The organism is Kribbella kalugense, from assembly GCF_004365875.1.
In the GTDB taxonomy this organism is placed as follows: Bacteria; Actinomycetota; Actinomycetes; order Propionibacteriales; family Kribbellaceae; genus Kribbella; species Kribbella kalugense.
This window is the reverse complement of the sequence record NZ_SODF01000003.1, coordinates 941,614-955,756: the sequence shown is the minus strand read 5'-3', so window position 1 is coordinate 955,756 and position 14,143 is coordinate 941,614. Positions and strand designations below refer to the sequence as shown.

Genomic DNA, 14,143 nt, shown 5'->3' with positions numbered 1-14,143 from the left:
TGTACCCGGACAAAGTAGGGCCGCAGGCTGCCAAGAGCGAGGTACCGCGCCGCACGGCGACACATCGTGCCGCGACGTGTTCGTTGGGTGATCAGCTCGTATCGGGGGTCAGCGCCACGGTGATGCGTGAATTCGTACTGGCCTGGGCCAGTCGAGATGCGATCTCCGGCGAAGTCGCGACCACGATCAGCGCGCCGGCCGTTGACGAACGTGGCGCAGGCAAGGCGACCACGGGCACGGCTCGGGCGAGCAGACCTGCCGCCTCGGCTGCCGTGCTCGTTGCGGCGTACAGATTGATGTGGTCGCCGACTCGTAGGAGAGCGCTGATGTCCGCGTCGTCGATGCGGAACGGATAGGCGAGCGAACCTGACGGCACCGCAGGTGGAGCCAGGAATCTGGCATCGGTGAGCGGCTCGCCGGACCTGACGGGTCCGCTCAGCACACGAGCGGTCAGATCGGTGCCTGGTCTGAGCGCGCCGGCCGGCACCGAACCCGGCGGCAAGTCGACGGTCCGCAAGTCATCGGAGGCGGGCACAGCTCCGCCGGTGAGGTCGCGTGCCGCGGCCAACACCGCGACGGTCGGCGGCGGCGCGGGGGAGAGAGATAGAAGGCCGAAGTACACCGCGATCGCGGCGACGAAACCGGCCAGGAGACGACGGTGCCAACGAGCGGCACGGACCAGATCACGAAGCAGGGAAGGGATTTTCATGCCGGAGAAGATACGAGTTTCGCCGGCACCCGCCCCTCAGTTATCCACAGGGGCTGGATCAGGCCGCGCTGGTACCGGACGACGACGAACCGTTCGACGACGAGGACGAGCCGGACGACGAAGAGCCGGACGAGGACCCGGACGACGACGAGGAGGACCCGGAGGACGAGTCCGACGACGAAGAGGACCCAGAGGACGAAGACGAAGACCCGGACGACGACTCGGACTTCGCCGGCACCGAGCTCTTGCCGGACGACCGGCTGTCGGTCCGGTAGAAGCCGGAACCCTTGAACACGACACCCACGGCGTTGAACACCTTGCGCAGGTTGCCCTGGCAGTTCGGGCACACGGTCAGCGCGTCGTCCGTGAAGCTCTGGCGCACCTCGAGCGCTTCACCACAGTCGGTGCACTGGTACTGGTACGTCGGCACGGTCGGTTCCCTTCAAGCCGCTGGCACTCCTACTACACGACTGCTAATAATGCGCCAGCGGCCCGAAGTATTCCAACTCAGCCCTGTCGGCGCACTGTGAAGTTCCAGCACCCGGCCACCACGTTCCGCACCTGCACGGTGTCGACAGCCGGGTCCTCGAACAGTCGTTTGAGCTCCGTCTCACTCGTCCCAGGCTCCGCGACAACACCGTCCAGCATCTGACCCGCCACGTCGTACGGGCGCAGTACAGCCTGCCGGTCCCGGTAGTCGAACGGGAAGCCGTCCGCGACCGGCGCCGGGCAGTCCGCCACGTGCACAAACACCGGCCCGACCTCGGCGTACGGACCACCAACCGTCATCGGTCGGTGGGCGACCAGCGTGATCTGCTCGCCGGCGCGGGCGAGCGTCAGGCAGCAGCGCAGTGGCTCGCCACCCTCCTCGGAGGTTCGCGAAACGACAGCGTTTCCGAAGTCGTCGTAGCTGTTGCAGCGGATCCGGTCCAGCTCGGAAGTGGGTACGCCCTCATAGCTCAACTCTGTGTTCATGTCCAGGGAACGCAGAGCAACGCAAAGTTGTGAGGGACCCCATTTGGGGTGGACGGGGGGATTCTCTACGGTTGGTCCGTGCCTCGCCTGCTTCGTGTCGTCGTCATCAGCGGAATCGCCCTCGCCACCGTCCTCCTGGTGGTCGCCGGGACGCTGATCTACGTCGTCCGCCACTCGTTCCCGACGTACGACGGAACGATCGATATCAACGGTCTCGACGGCGACGTCAGCGTGGTCCGCGACGCGAACGGCATCCCGCAGATCTACGCCGACACCCCGGCCGACCTGTTCGCCTCGCAGGGGTACGTGGCGGCGCAGGACCGGTTCTTCGAGATGGACTTCCGCCGGCATGTCACCTCCGGCCGGCTCAGCGAGCTGTTCGGCAAGGACGCGCTGGAGACCGACAAGTTCGTCCGGACGCTCGGCTGGCGGCGGGTCGCCGAGAAGGAGTTGCCGCTGCTCAGCCCGACCACCCGGCAGTACCTCGACGACTACTCCCGCGGCGTCAACGCCTACCTGTCGTCGCACAGCGGCTCCGGCCTCAGCCTGGAGTACGGCGTACTGTCCCTGCAGCCCGGTGGGCCGAAGAACTACACCCCGGAGCCGTGGACCGCGGCGGACTCGCTGTCCTGGTTGAAGGCGATGGCGTGGGACCTCGGCGGCAACCTGGACGAGGAGATCACCCGGACCAAGCTGCTGGCGGCGTTCCCGGCGCGCAACATCGAGAGCCTGTACCCGCCGTACCCGTACGACCGGAACGAGCCGATCATGTCCTCCGGCTCGGTCGGCAAGGACGGCAAGTTCACCACCGCGCAGGTCAGCCCCGAGCTACGCCGCGGAATGCTCACCCAGGACCTGCTCAAGTCGCTCGACTCCGTGCAGAAGGTGGCCAAGGGCCTGCCCGAGTTGCTCGGTCAGGGCGACGGCGTCGGCTCCAACTCCTGGGTCGTCTCCGGTGACCACACCACCACCGGCAAGCCGCTGCTGGCCAACGACCCGCACCTGGGCGCGACCATGCCGGGCATCTGGACGCAGGTCGGCCTGCACTGCAACAACGTCGGTACGGCCTGCCCGTTCGACGTCTCCGGCTTCAGCTTCTCCGGTCTGCCCGGTGTGGTGATCGGCCACAACAACGCGATCTCGTGGGGCTTCACCAACCTCGACCCGGACGTCCAGGACCTGTACCTGGAGCGGATCGAGGGCAACAACGTCCTCTACAACAACAAGTGGCGCCCGATGGTCACCCGCGAGGAGACGTTCAAGGTGGCCGGCGAGGACAAGCCGGTGAAGATCACCGTCCGCGAGACCCGGCACGGTCCGTTGATCTCGGACGTCAGCGACGACGAACGCAAGGTCGGCGAGCAGGCCGCGTCGCAGGCGAAGTACCCAACGGCGTACGGCGTCGCGCTGCAGTGGACCGCGCTCAACCCGGGCCACACCGCGGACGCGCTGTTCGCGATCAACACCGCGCAGAACTGGACCCAGTTCCGTGCCGCCGCGCAGCAGTTCCAGGTCCCCTCGCAGAACCTCGTGTACGCCGACACCGACGGCCATATCGGGTACCAGGCGCCCGGGCTGATCCCGATCCGCGCCACCGGCCGGGGTGACTGGCCGGTGCCGGGCTGGGACCCGAAGTACTACTGGAAGGGCTACATACCGTTCGACGCGCTGCCGACCGAGTTCGACCCGCCGAGCGGGATCATCGTCACCGCCAACCAGGCAGTGGTGCCGCGGACGTACACGTACTACCTGACCAACTCCTGGGACTACGGCTACCGATCGCAGCAGATACTCGAGCGGATCAAGGCCGCCGGCAAGCTGGACGCGAACGCGATGGCGTCGATCCAGCTGGACACCAAGAACAAGGCCGCCGAGATGCTGGTGCCGTACCTGCTCCAGATCAGCATCGACGACCCGTTCGAGAAGCAGGGCCAGGACACCTTGCGGAACTGGGACTTCACCGAGCCGCCGGACTCCGCCGCGGCCGCGTACTTCAACGTGGTCTGGCGCAACCTGCTCGCGCTGACGTTCCACGACCAGCTGCCCGAGGGCACCTGGCCGGACGGCGGCTCACGCTGGTTCGAGGTGATCCACACGCTGATCGGCCAGCAGAACAGCACCTGGTGGGACAACATCGGCACGCCGCAGAAGGAAAGCCGGGACGACATCCTGCGTGAGGCGCTGATCAACGCGCGGACCGAGATCACCCAGAAGATGGCGCGGGAGCCGGTCAACTGGCAGTGGGGCAAGCTGCACAAGCTCACGCTGACCAACCAGACACTGGGCAAGTCCGGTATCGGCCTGGTCGACAAGATCTTCAACCGCGGCCCCTACCAGCTCGGCGGCGGTACGTCGGTCGTCGACGCGACCGCCTGGGACGCCTCCGAGGGGTACGACGTGACTGCGACCCCGTCCATGCGGATGGTGGTCGACTTGTCCGACTTCGACCAGTCCCGGTGGGTGAACCTGACCGGTGTGTCCGGCCACGCGTTCTCGTCCAACTACACCGACCAGACGAAGCTGTGGGTCAAGGGCCAGACCCTGCAGTGGGCGTACACCAAGGGCGCCGTCGAGGCGACCCGCAAGCACTCGCTGACGTTCACCAAACCGGACCGCTAGCCGTTACCAAGCGGGCGCACTGGCCTCGGCGAACAGCTCCTGCGGCCAGGTCCAGAGCGCCCGCTGGGTCATCAGGATCGAAATGGTCCCGTCGGCTGGTGTGGTCGACCACAGCGTGCCCAGACCGCCCGCCCACCCGTACCGTCCGCCGCCGACAGAGACGCCGTACCCCCAGCCGGTGTCCGGTCCGAGAAAGCCGACTGCCGCCTCGCGCTGAGCTGGTGTGAGCTGGTCCGTCGTCATCTCGGCGACCGCCGCGGGCGACAGGAGACTGCCGTTCAGCAGCATCCGGGTGAACGCGTGGAAGTCGTCGACGGTCGAGACCAGTCCACCACTCGCGTCCGGGAACGACGGCGGCGTCAGCCATTGGCTCTCCGCCGCCGGATCCAGTACGTCGTCCCCGACGTACGCCGTGGTCAGTCGAGCGGGGTCTGCTGCGGTGAAACCGGTGTCGTGCATCCCGAGCGGTTCGAAGATCCGCTCGCGGAGGAATTCCTCCAGCGGCTGACCGGCGACCCGTGCGATCAGTACGCCGAGCAGGTGCGAGCCGGTCGAGTACTGCCAACGCTCGCCCGGCTGGAACTGCAGTGGGAGCGTCCCGATCCGCCGCATCCACTCGTCGGGCTCCAACGAAGTCCGCGGCGCAGGCGGTCCGAAGGTGTGGAGGTCGAGCTCTTCCTCACGCTGCCGCAGCGCTGGGTTGTCGGACTCACCCAACCCAAGCCGAAAGGTCAGAAGGTCCCGCACCGTGATCGGCCGAGCCGCTGGGACCGTGTCGTCGATCGGCCCATCCGGCTGCAGCAGTACGACGGGATGCGCCAGCTCCGGCAATACGTCGGCAACCGATGCGTCCAGCGACAGCCGGAGCTCGTCGACCAGGATCATGGTCGCGGCAGCGACGATCGGCTTCGTGAACGACGAGACCCGGAACAGACTGTCCCGCTGTAGTTCCGGTCCGTCGTACGCCGTCCTGCCGATCACTTCGACTCTGGTCTCGTCACCACGGCTCGCGAGGCTGATGAGCCCGGGTACGACCCCGTTGTCGACGTACGTCTGCAACATCAGGTCAGTCCACCAGCGAACGGCATCGCGCGCCACTGTGTCGCGAACATCCGGATCCCGTCCGCCAGAGCCGGCAGCTGTGGGACCAGTGGAGTGCAGACGAGGACCTGTAGCGCGCGGGCCAGGTCCATCACCTGCTGGACCCGTGGGTCGAGCGTCGGGAGACCACGAGCTCGCGCAGCCTCGTCGTACGCCTTGCACAGCTCGGGTCCGAAGCCGGCGACGTCCCACTCGATCGGTCCGAGCGTCACGTCCTCGAAGTCGGCCCACAGCGGTCCGTCGACAGTGGTGATCAGGTTCCACGACGGAGCGTCGCCGTGCACAGGCTGTACGTTCGCCGACGGGAAGGCGGCCTCGAAACCGGCCCGGCTGGTCAGAACCGGCTCCAGCACCCTCCACTCGGCTCGCGCCCGGTCAACGTCCTCCTGCTCGAGTAGACCCGGCACCACCTCGACAGCGGCCAGGCCCTGACCGATCAGCCGCAGCGGACTCATCCACCGCAGTTCGCCGGGGTAGTCCGCGAGCTGGGCATGCAGCTCCGGCACGCGGGCCGTGGCGCCGAAGTAGTCGGGCTCGGCGTCCCGGTCCACGTCCACGTAAGCCCAGAAGGTCATGGACAGCCCGTCCTGCTCGACCGGCTCCAGCGGCACCAGCGAACTCGGTGGCACGACAGGCAGACCCTGCTGAGCCAGCCAGGTGACCACGTCCAGTTCGCGCTGCTGCCGGCGTACGGCGGGCTCTGGTTCCTTCAAGCCGTTCGGGAGGTTCATCGGCACCCGGGCGACCACCGGCGACGGCTTCAGGTGCACGACCGTCGAGAACGCCTCGTAGAGGACGGTCGGGTCGGTGACCTTCAGGCCGAGGGTGCGTGCGGCTGTGGCTGCGGCTTGGACCGCGGTCTCAGTCATCTCCTGATCTTCGCAGTGGGATCAAACGAGTTGGTGTGAGTGCGGCATCGACCGGGTGGTCGTGGGCGTCGGACGGGAGGGCGTCGACGATCTCCGCGTCGTACACGGCGGCCCAGATCGGCGTACCGGGATGGATGCGGGCCAGCGCCCGGTCGTACGAGCCGCCACCGCGGCCCAGGCGGACGCCGTCGCGGGCAACGGCGAGGGCCGGGCAGATGACCAGGTCGGCCGTGGCGATCGCGTCCGAACCCAGATCGGTCGGCGGCTCGGACAAGCCGAGCCGGCCAGGGACCAGGTCGGCCGCACCGGGCGCGACGCCCCAGCCGAGGTCGTTGTCGGCGTACAGGATCGGCAGCAGCACATCACGGTCTGTTGCGAGCAGCCAGTCGATCAGTGCACCAGTCTGCGGCTCCGGCCCCCTGGAAACGTACAGAGCCACCCGCCGTACGTCGGGCAGCACCTGTTGGGCGCAGGTCAGCAGCCCCTCCGCATGCGTCCGCTGCTCCCGGATGCTGAGGAAATGCTGCCGAGCCACGGCTTTGGACTGAAACACGAACTGATCGTATGAGGGTGACGCGGACAACACTGGGATTACCGTCTGTCCCCTAGGGTTGGTGCATGGGTGAGGTGGGTCTCAGACAAGCGCAGGAGAAGATGCGCGCGGCCGGTGCTGCCGACGTCGCGATACGTGTCTTCACGCACTACTACGAGCTGCTCGAGTCAGGCCAGCTGGGGAAGATCCGCGAGGACGACATCGAGCCGGTGGGCGACCTGCCCCACCTGGACCACCTGGACACCGATCCGGAGGCGATGCAGGCCGCGCTCGCCGAGACGGTGGTGATCAAGCTCAACGGCGGCCTGGGCACGTCGATGGGCGTCACCGGCCCGAAGTCCGCCCTGCCGGTCAAGGACGGGCTGAGCTTCCTCGACATCATCGCCCGCCAGATCCTGAGCACCCGGCGCAAGTACGACGTACCGCTGCCGCTGGTGCTGATGAACTCGTTCCGCACCAAGACCGAGTCGCTGCAGATCCTGAGCGAGTACGACGGCCTGGCGATCGACGGGCTGCCGCTGGACTTCATGCAGAACATGGAGCCCAAGCTGCTCGCCGACGACCTGACCCCGGCCGAGTGGGAGCCGGACCCGGAGCTGGCGTGGTGCCCGCCCGGCCACGGCGACCTGTTCACCGCGTTGGTTGCCTCAGGCACCCTTGACGCGCTGCGGGAACACGGTTTCCGGCACGCCTTCATCTCGAACGCCGACAACCTCGGCGCCACCCCGGACCCGCGGATCGCAGCCTGGATGGCGGAACATTCCGTGCCGTTCGGTATGGAGGTCTGCAGACGGACCCGGTCCGACCGCAAGGGCGGGCATGTCGCGGTTCGCAAGTCCGACGGACGGCTGATCCTGCGGGACAGCGCGCAGGTGGCCGACGAGGACACGCAGTACTTCCAGGACATCACCCGGCACACGACGTTCAACACCAACAACCTGTGGATCGATCTGGACCGGCTCGCCGAGCTGATGGACGGGCACGACGGGATCCTCGGACTGCCGATCATCGTGAACCGTAAGACGATCGACCCGGCCGACCCGTCGTCGCCGAAGGTGATCCAGCTCGAGACCGGGATGGGGACCGCGATCGAGACCTTCGAGGGATCCCAGGCGGTGATCGTAGACCGCAGCCGCTTCAAGCCCGTCAAGACCACGAACGACCTGCTGGTACTGCGGTCCGACGTCTACGAACTCGACGAGGCCGGCGACCTGACCACGACCCACCAGGGCGACGAGCCGTACGTCGATCTCGACCCTGAGTTCTTCAAGATCCTGGCCGACTTCGACACCCGGTTCCCGGCCGGGCCACCGTCGCTGGTCCGGGCCGACCGGCTCGAGGTCCGCGGCGATGTTGCCTTTGGCAAGGATGTGGTGGTGGTCGGGGAGGTCGAGGTGGAGGCCCCGGCCGGCCAGCGCCGGGTGATCCCGGACGAGACTGTCCTCGAGGCCTGACGGTTCTCGACGTGCTGATCCGGCCGCTGGAGCCGTATGACACCGATGAAGCCGCCGCGGTCTGGTGGCAGGCGCGCCACGCCGACCCCTCGCAACTGCCGCCGGCGATCCACACTGCCGGCGAGGTGGCGACCTGGTTCGCGGACGTGCTGCTGCCGGACGCCCAGACCTGGGTAGCACTCGACGACGACCGCGTCATCGCGGTCCTCACCCTCGACGGCGACGACCTGGACCAGCTGTACGTCGCCCCAGACGCAGCTGGTCAGGGCATCGGCTCGACCCTGGTCGACCTGGCGAAGGACCTCCGACCCGGCGGTCTGGCTCTCTGGACCTTCCAAACCAACCTCCGGGCCCAGGCCTTCTACCGCTCCCATGGCTTCACCGAAGTCCGCCGTACAGACGGCGCGACCAACGAGGAACGCGCCCCGGACGTCCGAATGACCTGGGGAAACCACCCCGAGGCGGACCGCTCTCACTGACCAACCTGGCTTGGCAACCAGTGCCGCCGGCGCGGGTGGATTAGGGTCAGGCTCGTGAGACGGAGTGTTGATGAGCATCTGGAGGCTGTGCTCGGGCGGGTGACGGCGTTGCCCGCGTTCGACCAGCCGCTGATGGACGCGGTCGGGTTGGTGCTGTGTGAGGACATCGTCTCGGGGGTGAGCCTGCCGGCGTTCGACAACTCGGCCATGGACGGGTACGCCGTTCAGGCCGGTGACCTGGCCGGCGCCTCGGACGAGAACCCGATCACGCTGCCCGTGGTCGGCGAGTTCCGGGCCGGGCGCAGCCAGCCGATCGTGGTGACGCCTGGAACGTGCGTGCGGATCATGACCGGCGCACCGATGCCACGCGGCGCGGACAGCGTCGTGCCGGTCGAGTGGACCGACGGTGGCACGGTCAACGTCCGGATCACCCAGCAGCCTCCGCTTGGTGGATCGGTACGGCGAGCCGCTGAGGACGTGACGGCCGGGACGCAGGTGCTCGACCGTGACACGGTCCTCGGTCCGCGGCAGATCGCCGTACTCGCCGCGGTCGGCCGGGCCCGGGTGAAGGCCCGTCCGCGGCCGCGGGTCGTGGTGATCTCGACCGGGGCCGAGCTGCGGGAGCCGGGCAGCCGGCTGGGCGAGGGGCAGATCTACGACTCGAACAGCTACACCATGGCCGCGTGTGCGCGGGACGCCGGTGCGGTGGTCTATCGAGTCGGCATCGTCGACGACGACCCCAAACGGATCATGGACACCCTGTCCGACCAGTTGGTACGTGCCGACCTGGTCATCACCACAGGTGGCGTCAGCATGGGTGCGTACGACGTGGTGAAGGAGGAGCTCTCCAAGCTCGGCACGGTGGACTTCCCGCAGGTCGCGATGCAGCCGGGAAAGCCGCAGGGGTTCGGAGTGATCGGCGAGGACGAGGTGCCGATCTTCACGCTGCCTGGCAACCCGGTGTCGGCCTACGTGTCGTTCGAGGTGTTCGTCCGGCCGGCGCTGCGCAAGCTGATGGGGCAGATGCCGTACCGGCGCGCACTGGTCCCCGGGGTGTCGCTGGACGGGTTCAGCTCGCCCGACGGTCGGCGGCAGTTCGTCCGCGCCGCGGCCACTTCCGGCGACGAGGGCTGGATGGCCAGTACAGTCGGCGGGCACGGCTCGCACCTGCTCGGCGGGTTGAGCCGGGCGAACGCACTGATCGTGGTGCCCGAGGACGTGACAGCGGTGCGGGCCGGCGACCAGGTCGAGCTGATTGTGCTGGACGAATGATGTCGCTGGACGAGGAGACCGGATGACCGAGCCGCCTGCCGGGCTGACCCACGTCGACGAGACCGGGGCGGCGCGGATGGTCGATGTGTCGGCCAAGGACGTCGGCAGCAGGCGGGCCGTTGCCAGCGGCAAGGTTTTCGTCTCGGCCGAGGTGGTGACCGCGCTGCGCGGTGACGGTGTACCGAAGGGTGACGCGCTCGGTGTCGCCCGGATCGCCGGGATCATGGGAGCGAAGCGGACGCCGGACCTGGTCCCGCTGTGCCATCCGATCGCGATCACCGGGGCCAAGGTCGACCTCGAGGTCGCGGATGACGCCGTACTGATCAAGGCGCAGGTGAAGACGACCGACCGGACCGGTGTCGAGATGGAGGCACTGACCGCGGTTGCGGTCGCAGGGCTGGCAGTCATCGACATGGTGAAGGCGCTCGATCCGTCGGCGGTCCTGTCCGACGTACGGGTGGAGTTGAAAGAGGGCGGCAAGACCGGGCACTGGGAGCGGCCGTGAGGGCTCTTGTCGTCAGCGTGTCCAACCGGGCGGCCGCCGGTGTCTACACGGACACGACTGGTCCGCTGATCGCAGAGCGGTTGGCTGACTGGGGTTTTGAGGTGTCAGGCCCACAGGTGGTGCCGGATGGTGCGCCGGTGGGGGATGCGCTGCGTGCGGCGGTCGAGGCGTCGTACGACGTCGTGCTGACGACAGGTGGTACGGGAATCTCACCGACTGATGAGACGCCCGAGCAGACGGCAGCTGTGTTGTCGAAGGTCGTGCTGGGGATCGCTGAGGCTATCCGGGCTTACGGCGTGGCGAACGGCGTACCGACGGCCGCACTGTCGCGTGGGCTGGCCGGAGTGGCAGGTACTACGGTCATCGTGAACCTGCCTGGTTCGCGGGGCGGTGTGAAGGACGGTCTCGCCGTACTGGAACCGCTGCTGCGACACGCGGTCGAGCAGGTACACGGTGGGGACCATGTGCGGACGGATCTCGACTGATGGCGATCGTGCACTGGCCGCTGGAACTGCAGCACGGCCAAGTCGGGTTGCGGCCGCTGCGAGCCGGTGACGGGAGCGAGTGGGCCGCCGCACGTCAGCGGAACGTGAGCTGGCTGCGGCCCTGGGATGCGACCCAACCGCCCGGTGCGGAAGACGGTGCGCGAACCTTCCGGGCGATGGCGCGTGACTGGAACAGGCAGGCGCGGTACGGGCGGATGCTGCCGTTCGTCATCACGTACGGCGGTGCCGCGGGCGCCGGCTCGCGATCGAAATGGCCCCTGGTCGGACAGCTCACGGTGTCCGGGATCACGTACGGCTCGGCGCGCTGGGCGAACCTTGGCTACTGGGTCGACGAGCAGTACGCCGGCCGCGGGATCGTCCCGACCGCGGTCGCGATGGCCGCGGACCACTGCTGGTTCACCCTCGGCCTGCACCGGATCGAAGTGGCGATTCGCCCGGAGAACAAGGCAAGTCTGCGGGTGGTGGAGAAGCTCGGCTTCCGGTACGAAGGCGAGCGGCCGCGGTTCCTGCACATCGACGGCGACTGGCGCGACCACCGCATCTTCGCGCTGAACGTCGAGGAGGTCGGACCCGGTCTCGTCTCGCGATTGCGCTGACTACGCTGGGTGCTATTCACATCAGTCACACGAGTCTTCTTGCGACACACCGTCCCACGTACGCGATCTGGCCCCCGCCGCACCTTAGCGTCGTCGCATGGGGACGACAGGGCTGATCTACGTGGCGATCGTCGCCGCCTGGGCCGCCTATCTCGTCCCGATGTGGCTGAAGCGTGGTGACGAGGCTCGGCGCCGACCGGTGGTGCCGTCGTCGGACGAGGCGCGTGTGCTGTCCCGCGACCCGTCGCGGCCGCGGTACGCCGTACGCCCGGCCGGACCGGTCGCCGCGGACGACCCGTCGCCGCCGAAGCGGTACGTTCCGAACCGAGCCCGCCGGGTGGCCGCGATGCGCCGTCGGCGGGTGCTGTCGATCCTGACGCTTTCACTGCTGTCGGTCGTCGCGCTGGCCAGTCTCGCGATGGTGCCGTGGTGGTCGGTCGCGCTACCGGGAGCCTCGATCCTCGGCTTCGTCGTACTCACTCGCGTGCAGCTGCGTCGGCAGGCGCGGCACCGAGCACGGGTCGCCGCCCAGCGGCGGACTCGCGCGCAGGCCCAGCACGACCGCGGCCCGGCCGGGAAGCCGGCGCCGTCGCCGGACGAAGAGATGACCATCGAGGTCAAGGTGCCGGCTTCGCCTGCTCCTGAAGCCGAGAAGAAGCAGGCCACGCCGCCGGCGGAAGGTCTGTGGGACCCGGTCCCGGTCACGCTTCCGACGTACGTCATGAAGGAGAAGGCGCCGGATCGGACGGTCCGGACAATCTCCCTGACCGACGACGAGGTCTTCTCCAGCGCCCGTACGACGGACCCCGCCGAGAAACCCTTGCACGCCGAGGCTCCGGCTCCCCAGGAAGCCGAAGAGCCGGAGGTACGGCGCGCCGTCGGCGACTGATATCCAGTTTTAGACTCGGGCACTCACCGTGTTAGAGTTTCGCGGTCGCCAGGGAAACCGAAGCGACCGATTTGGGGCTGTGGCGCAGTTGGTAGCGCGCTTCGTTCGCAACGAAGAGGCCAGGGGTTCGAATCCCCTCAGCTCCACGAAGGCGATAGGCGACTCGTGTCCGCGGAAAGCGCGGAACGGGTCGCCTTCGTCGTTTGTGCGGCTGCGCTTCGCTTGCCGCGAGCGGGGGCTTCGCCACCCGCACCCCCTGGGCCTTCGCTTCGCTCGGCTGCTGTGGGTGGCCTGGGCGGTTAGGTTGCCAGTGGGCGCGTGCGCGCTGAGTTGGCGCGTTTGGTTGGCGGCGTTGGCGAGGTCCGGATAGCCTCGATCTTCGTGCCCGTAAGCCCTGCCCTTCTCGTCGGCTTTGTCATGCTGTCCGCGCTGCTGTCGAGCATTCCTGGACCGTCCGTTGTGCTGGAGACTGGCCGTGCAATCACGCATGGACGTTCGTCTGCGCTGTGGATCGTGCTCGGCAACGCGATCGGCGGCATGATGCTCCTTGGTCTGGTGCTGGCCGGCCTCGGTGCAGTTGTCGCGGCCTCGGCGCACCTGTTTGTGATCGTGAAGATCCTCGGAGCCCTGTACCTTCTCTGGCTCGGTGTCCGCTCCCTGCTCGCGGCGCGGGCTGGATCGACCAACGAGTTCGCCGCAGTGGCCGAGCCGAGCGCGACGTCACGGCGACGGCTTGTACGCCAGGGGTTCCTGGTTGGGGTGGCCAACCCCAAGAGCATCGTCTCGCTGATGGCGATCCTGCCGCAGTTCGTCGACCACACGCGCGGTGATGCGACGCTGCAGATGCTGATCATCGGCCTGGCTGGTGGCGTGGCTCAGGTCGGCATCGAGACCATCTGGGTGCACGCCGCCGCAGGTATGCGGTCGTGGTTCCTGCGCCGTCCCCGCCGCATCAAGGCCGTGAAGGCCGCAGGCGGCGTAGCCATGATCGGCCTCGCCGGCAAGCTGGCGTTTCAACGCTGAGGCGATCGCTCAGGGCTCAACTGAGGGCGGCTGTTGCTGCTTTTAGTTCTTCCAAGGCCTTCAAGGCATGTGGTGCCAGGCCGTGCTCGTCGTGTTCTAGCTCGGTCCATTCGGCGTAGCCGCGTTTGAAGGCTAGGACCCCTAGTTCGGCGGCCAGGTGGGCTAGGGGGTCTGGGACGCCTCGGGTGATGAGGGCGTCGGTCATGGCGGTTGCCAGGCCGACGGTCTTCAAGGCGTCGCGTTCCTGCAGTTCGGTGCTGGCGGCGATCGCTGCTTTCAGCCGGGGGCCGAGCTCGCGGTTCATCGGGCCCATCGTGCTCGAGGCGCGCTCGAGTCCGGACGCGACCGCCTCGAGCGGGCTGGCGCCGTCGGGTGCGGCGGCAATCCCTTCGGACAGCAGCAGGCTCAGGGTTTCCTGGCCGGCGACCAGGAGTTCGCGCTTATCGGGGAAGTAGCGGAAGAAGGTGCTCTTCGTGACGCCGGCGCGGTCGGCGATCTGGGCGACCGTCGTCGCGTCGTACCCCTGGTCGGCGAACAGGTCCACCGCGGCCAGGACGAGCCGCTCGCGTGCTCCCGGTTGCCATCGTGCCATG

Annotated in this window: 16 protein-coding genes and 1 tRNA gene; 10 read left to right on the top strand and 7 right to left on the bottom strand. The window is 67.9% G+C overall.

The features are described from left to right. Nucleotides 1-91 precede the first annotated feature (91 nt). From EV650_RS35985 to EV650_RS35975, 3 genes are all read right to left on the bottom strand, one after another. Nucleotides 92-709 carry an SAF domain-containing protein gene (locus EV650_RS35985; protein WP_166678392.1) on the bottom strand — a complete coding sequence of 206 codons (618 nt, stop codon included), beginning with the start codon at nucleotides 707-709 and terminating at the stop codon, nucleotides 92-94. A gap of 58 nt (nucleotides 710-767) precedes the next feature. After that, nucleotides 768-1,139: an FmdB family zinc ribbon protein gene (locus EV650_RS35980; RefSeq protein WP_134123609.1), complete on the bottom strand. Its 372-nt coding sequence runs from the start codon at nucleotides 1,137-1,139 to the stop codon at nucleotides 768-770. Nucleotides 1,140-1,216: 77 nt separating this feature from the next. Continuing rightward, a complete protein-coding gene (locus tag EV650_RS35975; protein WP_134123608.1) occupies nucleotides 1,217-1,684 on the bottom strand; it encodes a DUF1203 domain-containing protein in 468 nt (155 codons plus the stop codon). Nucleotides 1,685-1,762: 78 nt separating this feature from the next. On the opposite strand from EV650_RS35975, the gene EV650_RS35970 reads away from it, so the two are divergent. Further along, nucleotides 1,763-4,303, top strand: coding sequence for a penicillin acylase family protein (locus EV650_RS35970; RefSeq protein ID WP_134123607.1), 2,541 nt, complete (start codon nucleotides 1,763-1,765; stop codon nucleotides 4,301-4,303). Nucleotides 4,304-4,306: 3 nt separating this feature from the next. Here EV650_RS35970 and EV650_RS35965 read toward each other — a convergent pair whose 3' ends face one another. Genes EV650_RS35965 through EV650_RS35955 form a run of 3 tightly spaced genes read right to left on the bottom strand, consistent with a single transcriptional unit; the run spans nucleotide 4,307 to nucleotide 6,826 of the window. Further along, nucleotides 4,307-5,365: a serine hydrolase domain-containing protein gene (locus EV650_RS35965; protein ID WP_134123606.1), complete on the bottom strand. Its 1,059-nt coding sequence runs from the start codon at nucleotides 5,363-5,365 to the stop codon at nucleotides 4,307-4,309. Then, a complete protein-coding gene (locus tag EV650_RS35960) occupies nucleotides 5,365-6,273 on the bottom strand; it encodes a phosphotransferase (protein ID WP_134123605.1) in 909 nt (302 codons plus the stop codon). Before EV650_RS35960 ends, EV650_RS35965 begins: the two co-directional genes overlap by 1 nt. Continuing rightward, nucleotides 6,266-6,826, bottom strand: a complete 561-nt coding sequence (locus tag EV650_RS35955) for a 5-formyltetrahydrofolate cyclo-ligase (protein ID WP_134123604.1) — start codon at nucleotides 6,824-6,826, stop codon at nucleotides 6,266-6,268. The genes EV650_RS35960 and EV650_RS35955 overlap by 8 nt, the downstream gene beginning before the upstream one ends. A gap of 65 nt (nucleotides 6,827-6,891) precedes the next feature. Here EV650_RS35955 and EV650_RS35950 point away from each other — a divergent pair, with 65 nt between their 5' ends. The 9 genes from EV650_RS35950 (at nucleotide 6,892) to EV650_RS35910 (ending at nucleotide 13,550) form a co-directional block, all read left to right on the top strand. After that, on the top strand, nucleotides 6,892-8,280 hold the full coding sequence (locus EV650_RS35950) for a UTP--glucose-1-phosphate uridylyltransferase (protein WP_134123603.1): 1,389 nt from the start codon (nucleotides 6,892-6,894) through the stop codon (nucleotides 8,278-8,280). An 11-nt stretch (nucleotides 8,281-8,291) separates the two neighbouring features. Further along, nucleotides 8,292-8,759, top strand: a complete 468-nt coding sequence (locus tag EV650_RS35945) for a GNAT family N-acetyltransferase (RefSeq protein WP_238174695.1) — start codon at nucleotides 8,292-8,294, stop codon at nucleotides 8,757-8,759. A gap of 54 nt (nucleotides 8,760-8,813) precedes the next feature. Continuing rightward, a complete protein-coding gene (glp, locus tag EV650_RS35940) occupies nucleotides 8,814-10,031 on the top strand; it encodes a molybdotransferase-like divisome protein Glp (protein ID WP_134123601.1) in 1,218 nt (405 codons plus the stop codon). A 22-nt stretch (nucleotides 10,032-10,053) separates the two neighbouring features. Next, nucleotides 10,054-10,536: a cyclic pyranopterin monophosphate synthase MoaC gene (gene moaC / locus EV650_RS35935; RefSeq protein WP_134123600.1), complete on the top strand. Its 483-nt coding sequence runs from the start codon at nucleotides 10,054-10,056 to the stop codon at nucleotides 10,534-10,536. Further along, nucleotides 10,533-11,021 (top strand): MogA/MoaB family molybdenum cofactor biosynthesis protein, encoded by a 489-nt coding sequence (locus EV650_RS35930; protein ID WP_134123599.1) that lies wholly within the window; start codon nucleotides 10,533-10,535, stop codon nucleotides 11,019-11,021. Before moaC ends, EV650_RS35930 begins: the two co-directional genes overlap by 4 nt. Further along, the gene (locus EV650_RS35925; protein ID WP_134123598.1) at nucleotides 11,021-11,638 is read left to right on the top strand and encodes a GNAT family N-acetyltransferase; all 618 of its coding nucleotides are present in this window, start codon (nucleotides 11,021-11,023) and stop codon (nucleotides 11,636-11,638) included. Before EV650_RS35930 ends, EV650_RS35925 begins: the two co-directional genes overlap by 1 nt. Nucleotides 11,639-11,735: 97 nt before the next feature. Next, complete coding sequence (sepX, locus tag EV650_RS35920; protein WP_134123597.1) at nucleotides 11,736-12,527, top strand: divisome protein SepX/GlpR; 792 nt, start codon at nucleotides 11,736-11,738, stop codon at nucleotides 12,525-12,527. 73 nt (nucleotides 12,528-12,600) lie between these two features. Then, nucleotides 12,601-12,673 (top strand) — tRNA-Ala (locus EV650_RS35915). A 235-nt stretch (nucleotides 12,674-12,908) separates the two neighbouring features. Beyond that, nucleotides 12,909-13,550, top strand: coding sequence for a LysE family translocator (locus EV650_RS35910; RefSeq protein ID WP_134123596.1), 642 nt, complete (start codon nucleotides 12,909-12,911; stop codon nucleotides 13,548-13,550). A gap of 16 nt (nucleotides 13,551-13,566) precedes the next feature. On the opposite strand, the gene EV650_RS35905 is transcribed toward EV650_RS35910, so the two are convergent. Then, complete coding sequence (locus EV650_RS35905; protein ID WP_134123595.1) at nucleotides 13,567-14,142, bottom strand: TetR/AcrR family transcriptional regulator; 576 nt, start codon at nucleotides 14,140-14,142, stop codon at nucleotides 13,567-13,569. Nucleotide 14,143: the final 1 nt, after the last annotated feature.

Excerpts from the sequence above, each read along its gene's own strand:
- EV650_RS35975 (WP_134123608.1), bottom strand. The coding sequence starts at position 1,684 with ATGAACACAGAGTTGAGCTATGAGGGCGTACCCACTTCCGAGCTGGAC.
- sepX (WP_134123597.1), top strand. The coding sequence starts at position 11,736 with ATGGGGACGACAGGGCTGATCTACGTGGCGATCGTCGCCGCCTGGGCC.
- EV650_RS35965 (WP_134123606.1), bottom strand. The coding sequence starts at position 5,365 with ATGTTGCAGACGTACGTCGACAACGGGGTCGTACCCGGGCTCATCAGC.
- EV650_RS35905 (WP_134123595.1), bottom strand. The coding sequence starts at position 14,142 with ATGGCACGATGGCAACCGGGAGCACGCGAGCGGCTCGTCCTGGCCGCG.
- EV650_RS35985 (WP_166678392.1), bottom strand. The coding sequence starts at position 709 with ATGAAAATCCCTTCCCTGCTTCGTGATCTGGTCCGTGCCGCTCGTTGG.
- EV650_RS35950 (WP_134123603.1), top strand. The coding sequence starts at position 6,892 with ATGGGTGAGGTGGGTCTCAGACAAGCGCAGGAGAAGATGCGCGCGGCC.
- EV650_RS35925 (WP_134123598.1), top strand. The coding sequence starts at position 11,021 with ATGGCGATCGTGCACTGGCCGCTGGAACTGCAGCACGGCCAAGTCGGG.
- moaC (WP_134123600.1), top strand. The coding sequence starts at position 10,054 with ATGACCGAGCCGCCTGCCGGGCTGACCCACGTCGACGAGACCGGGGCG.
- EV650_RS35960 (WP_134123605.1), bottom strand. The coding sequence starts at position 6,273 with ATGACTGAGACCGCGGTCCAAGCCGCAGCCACAGCCGCACGCACCCTC.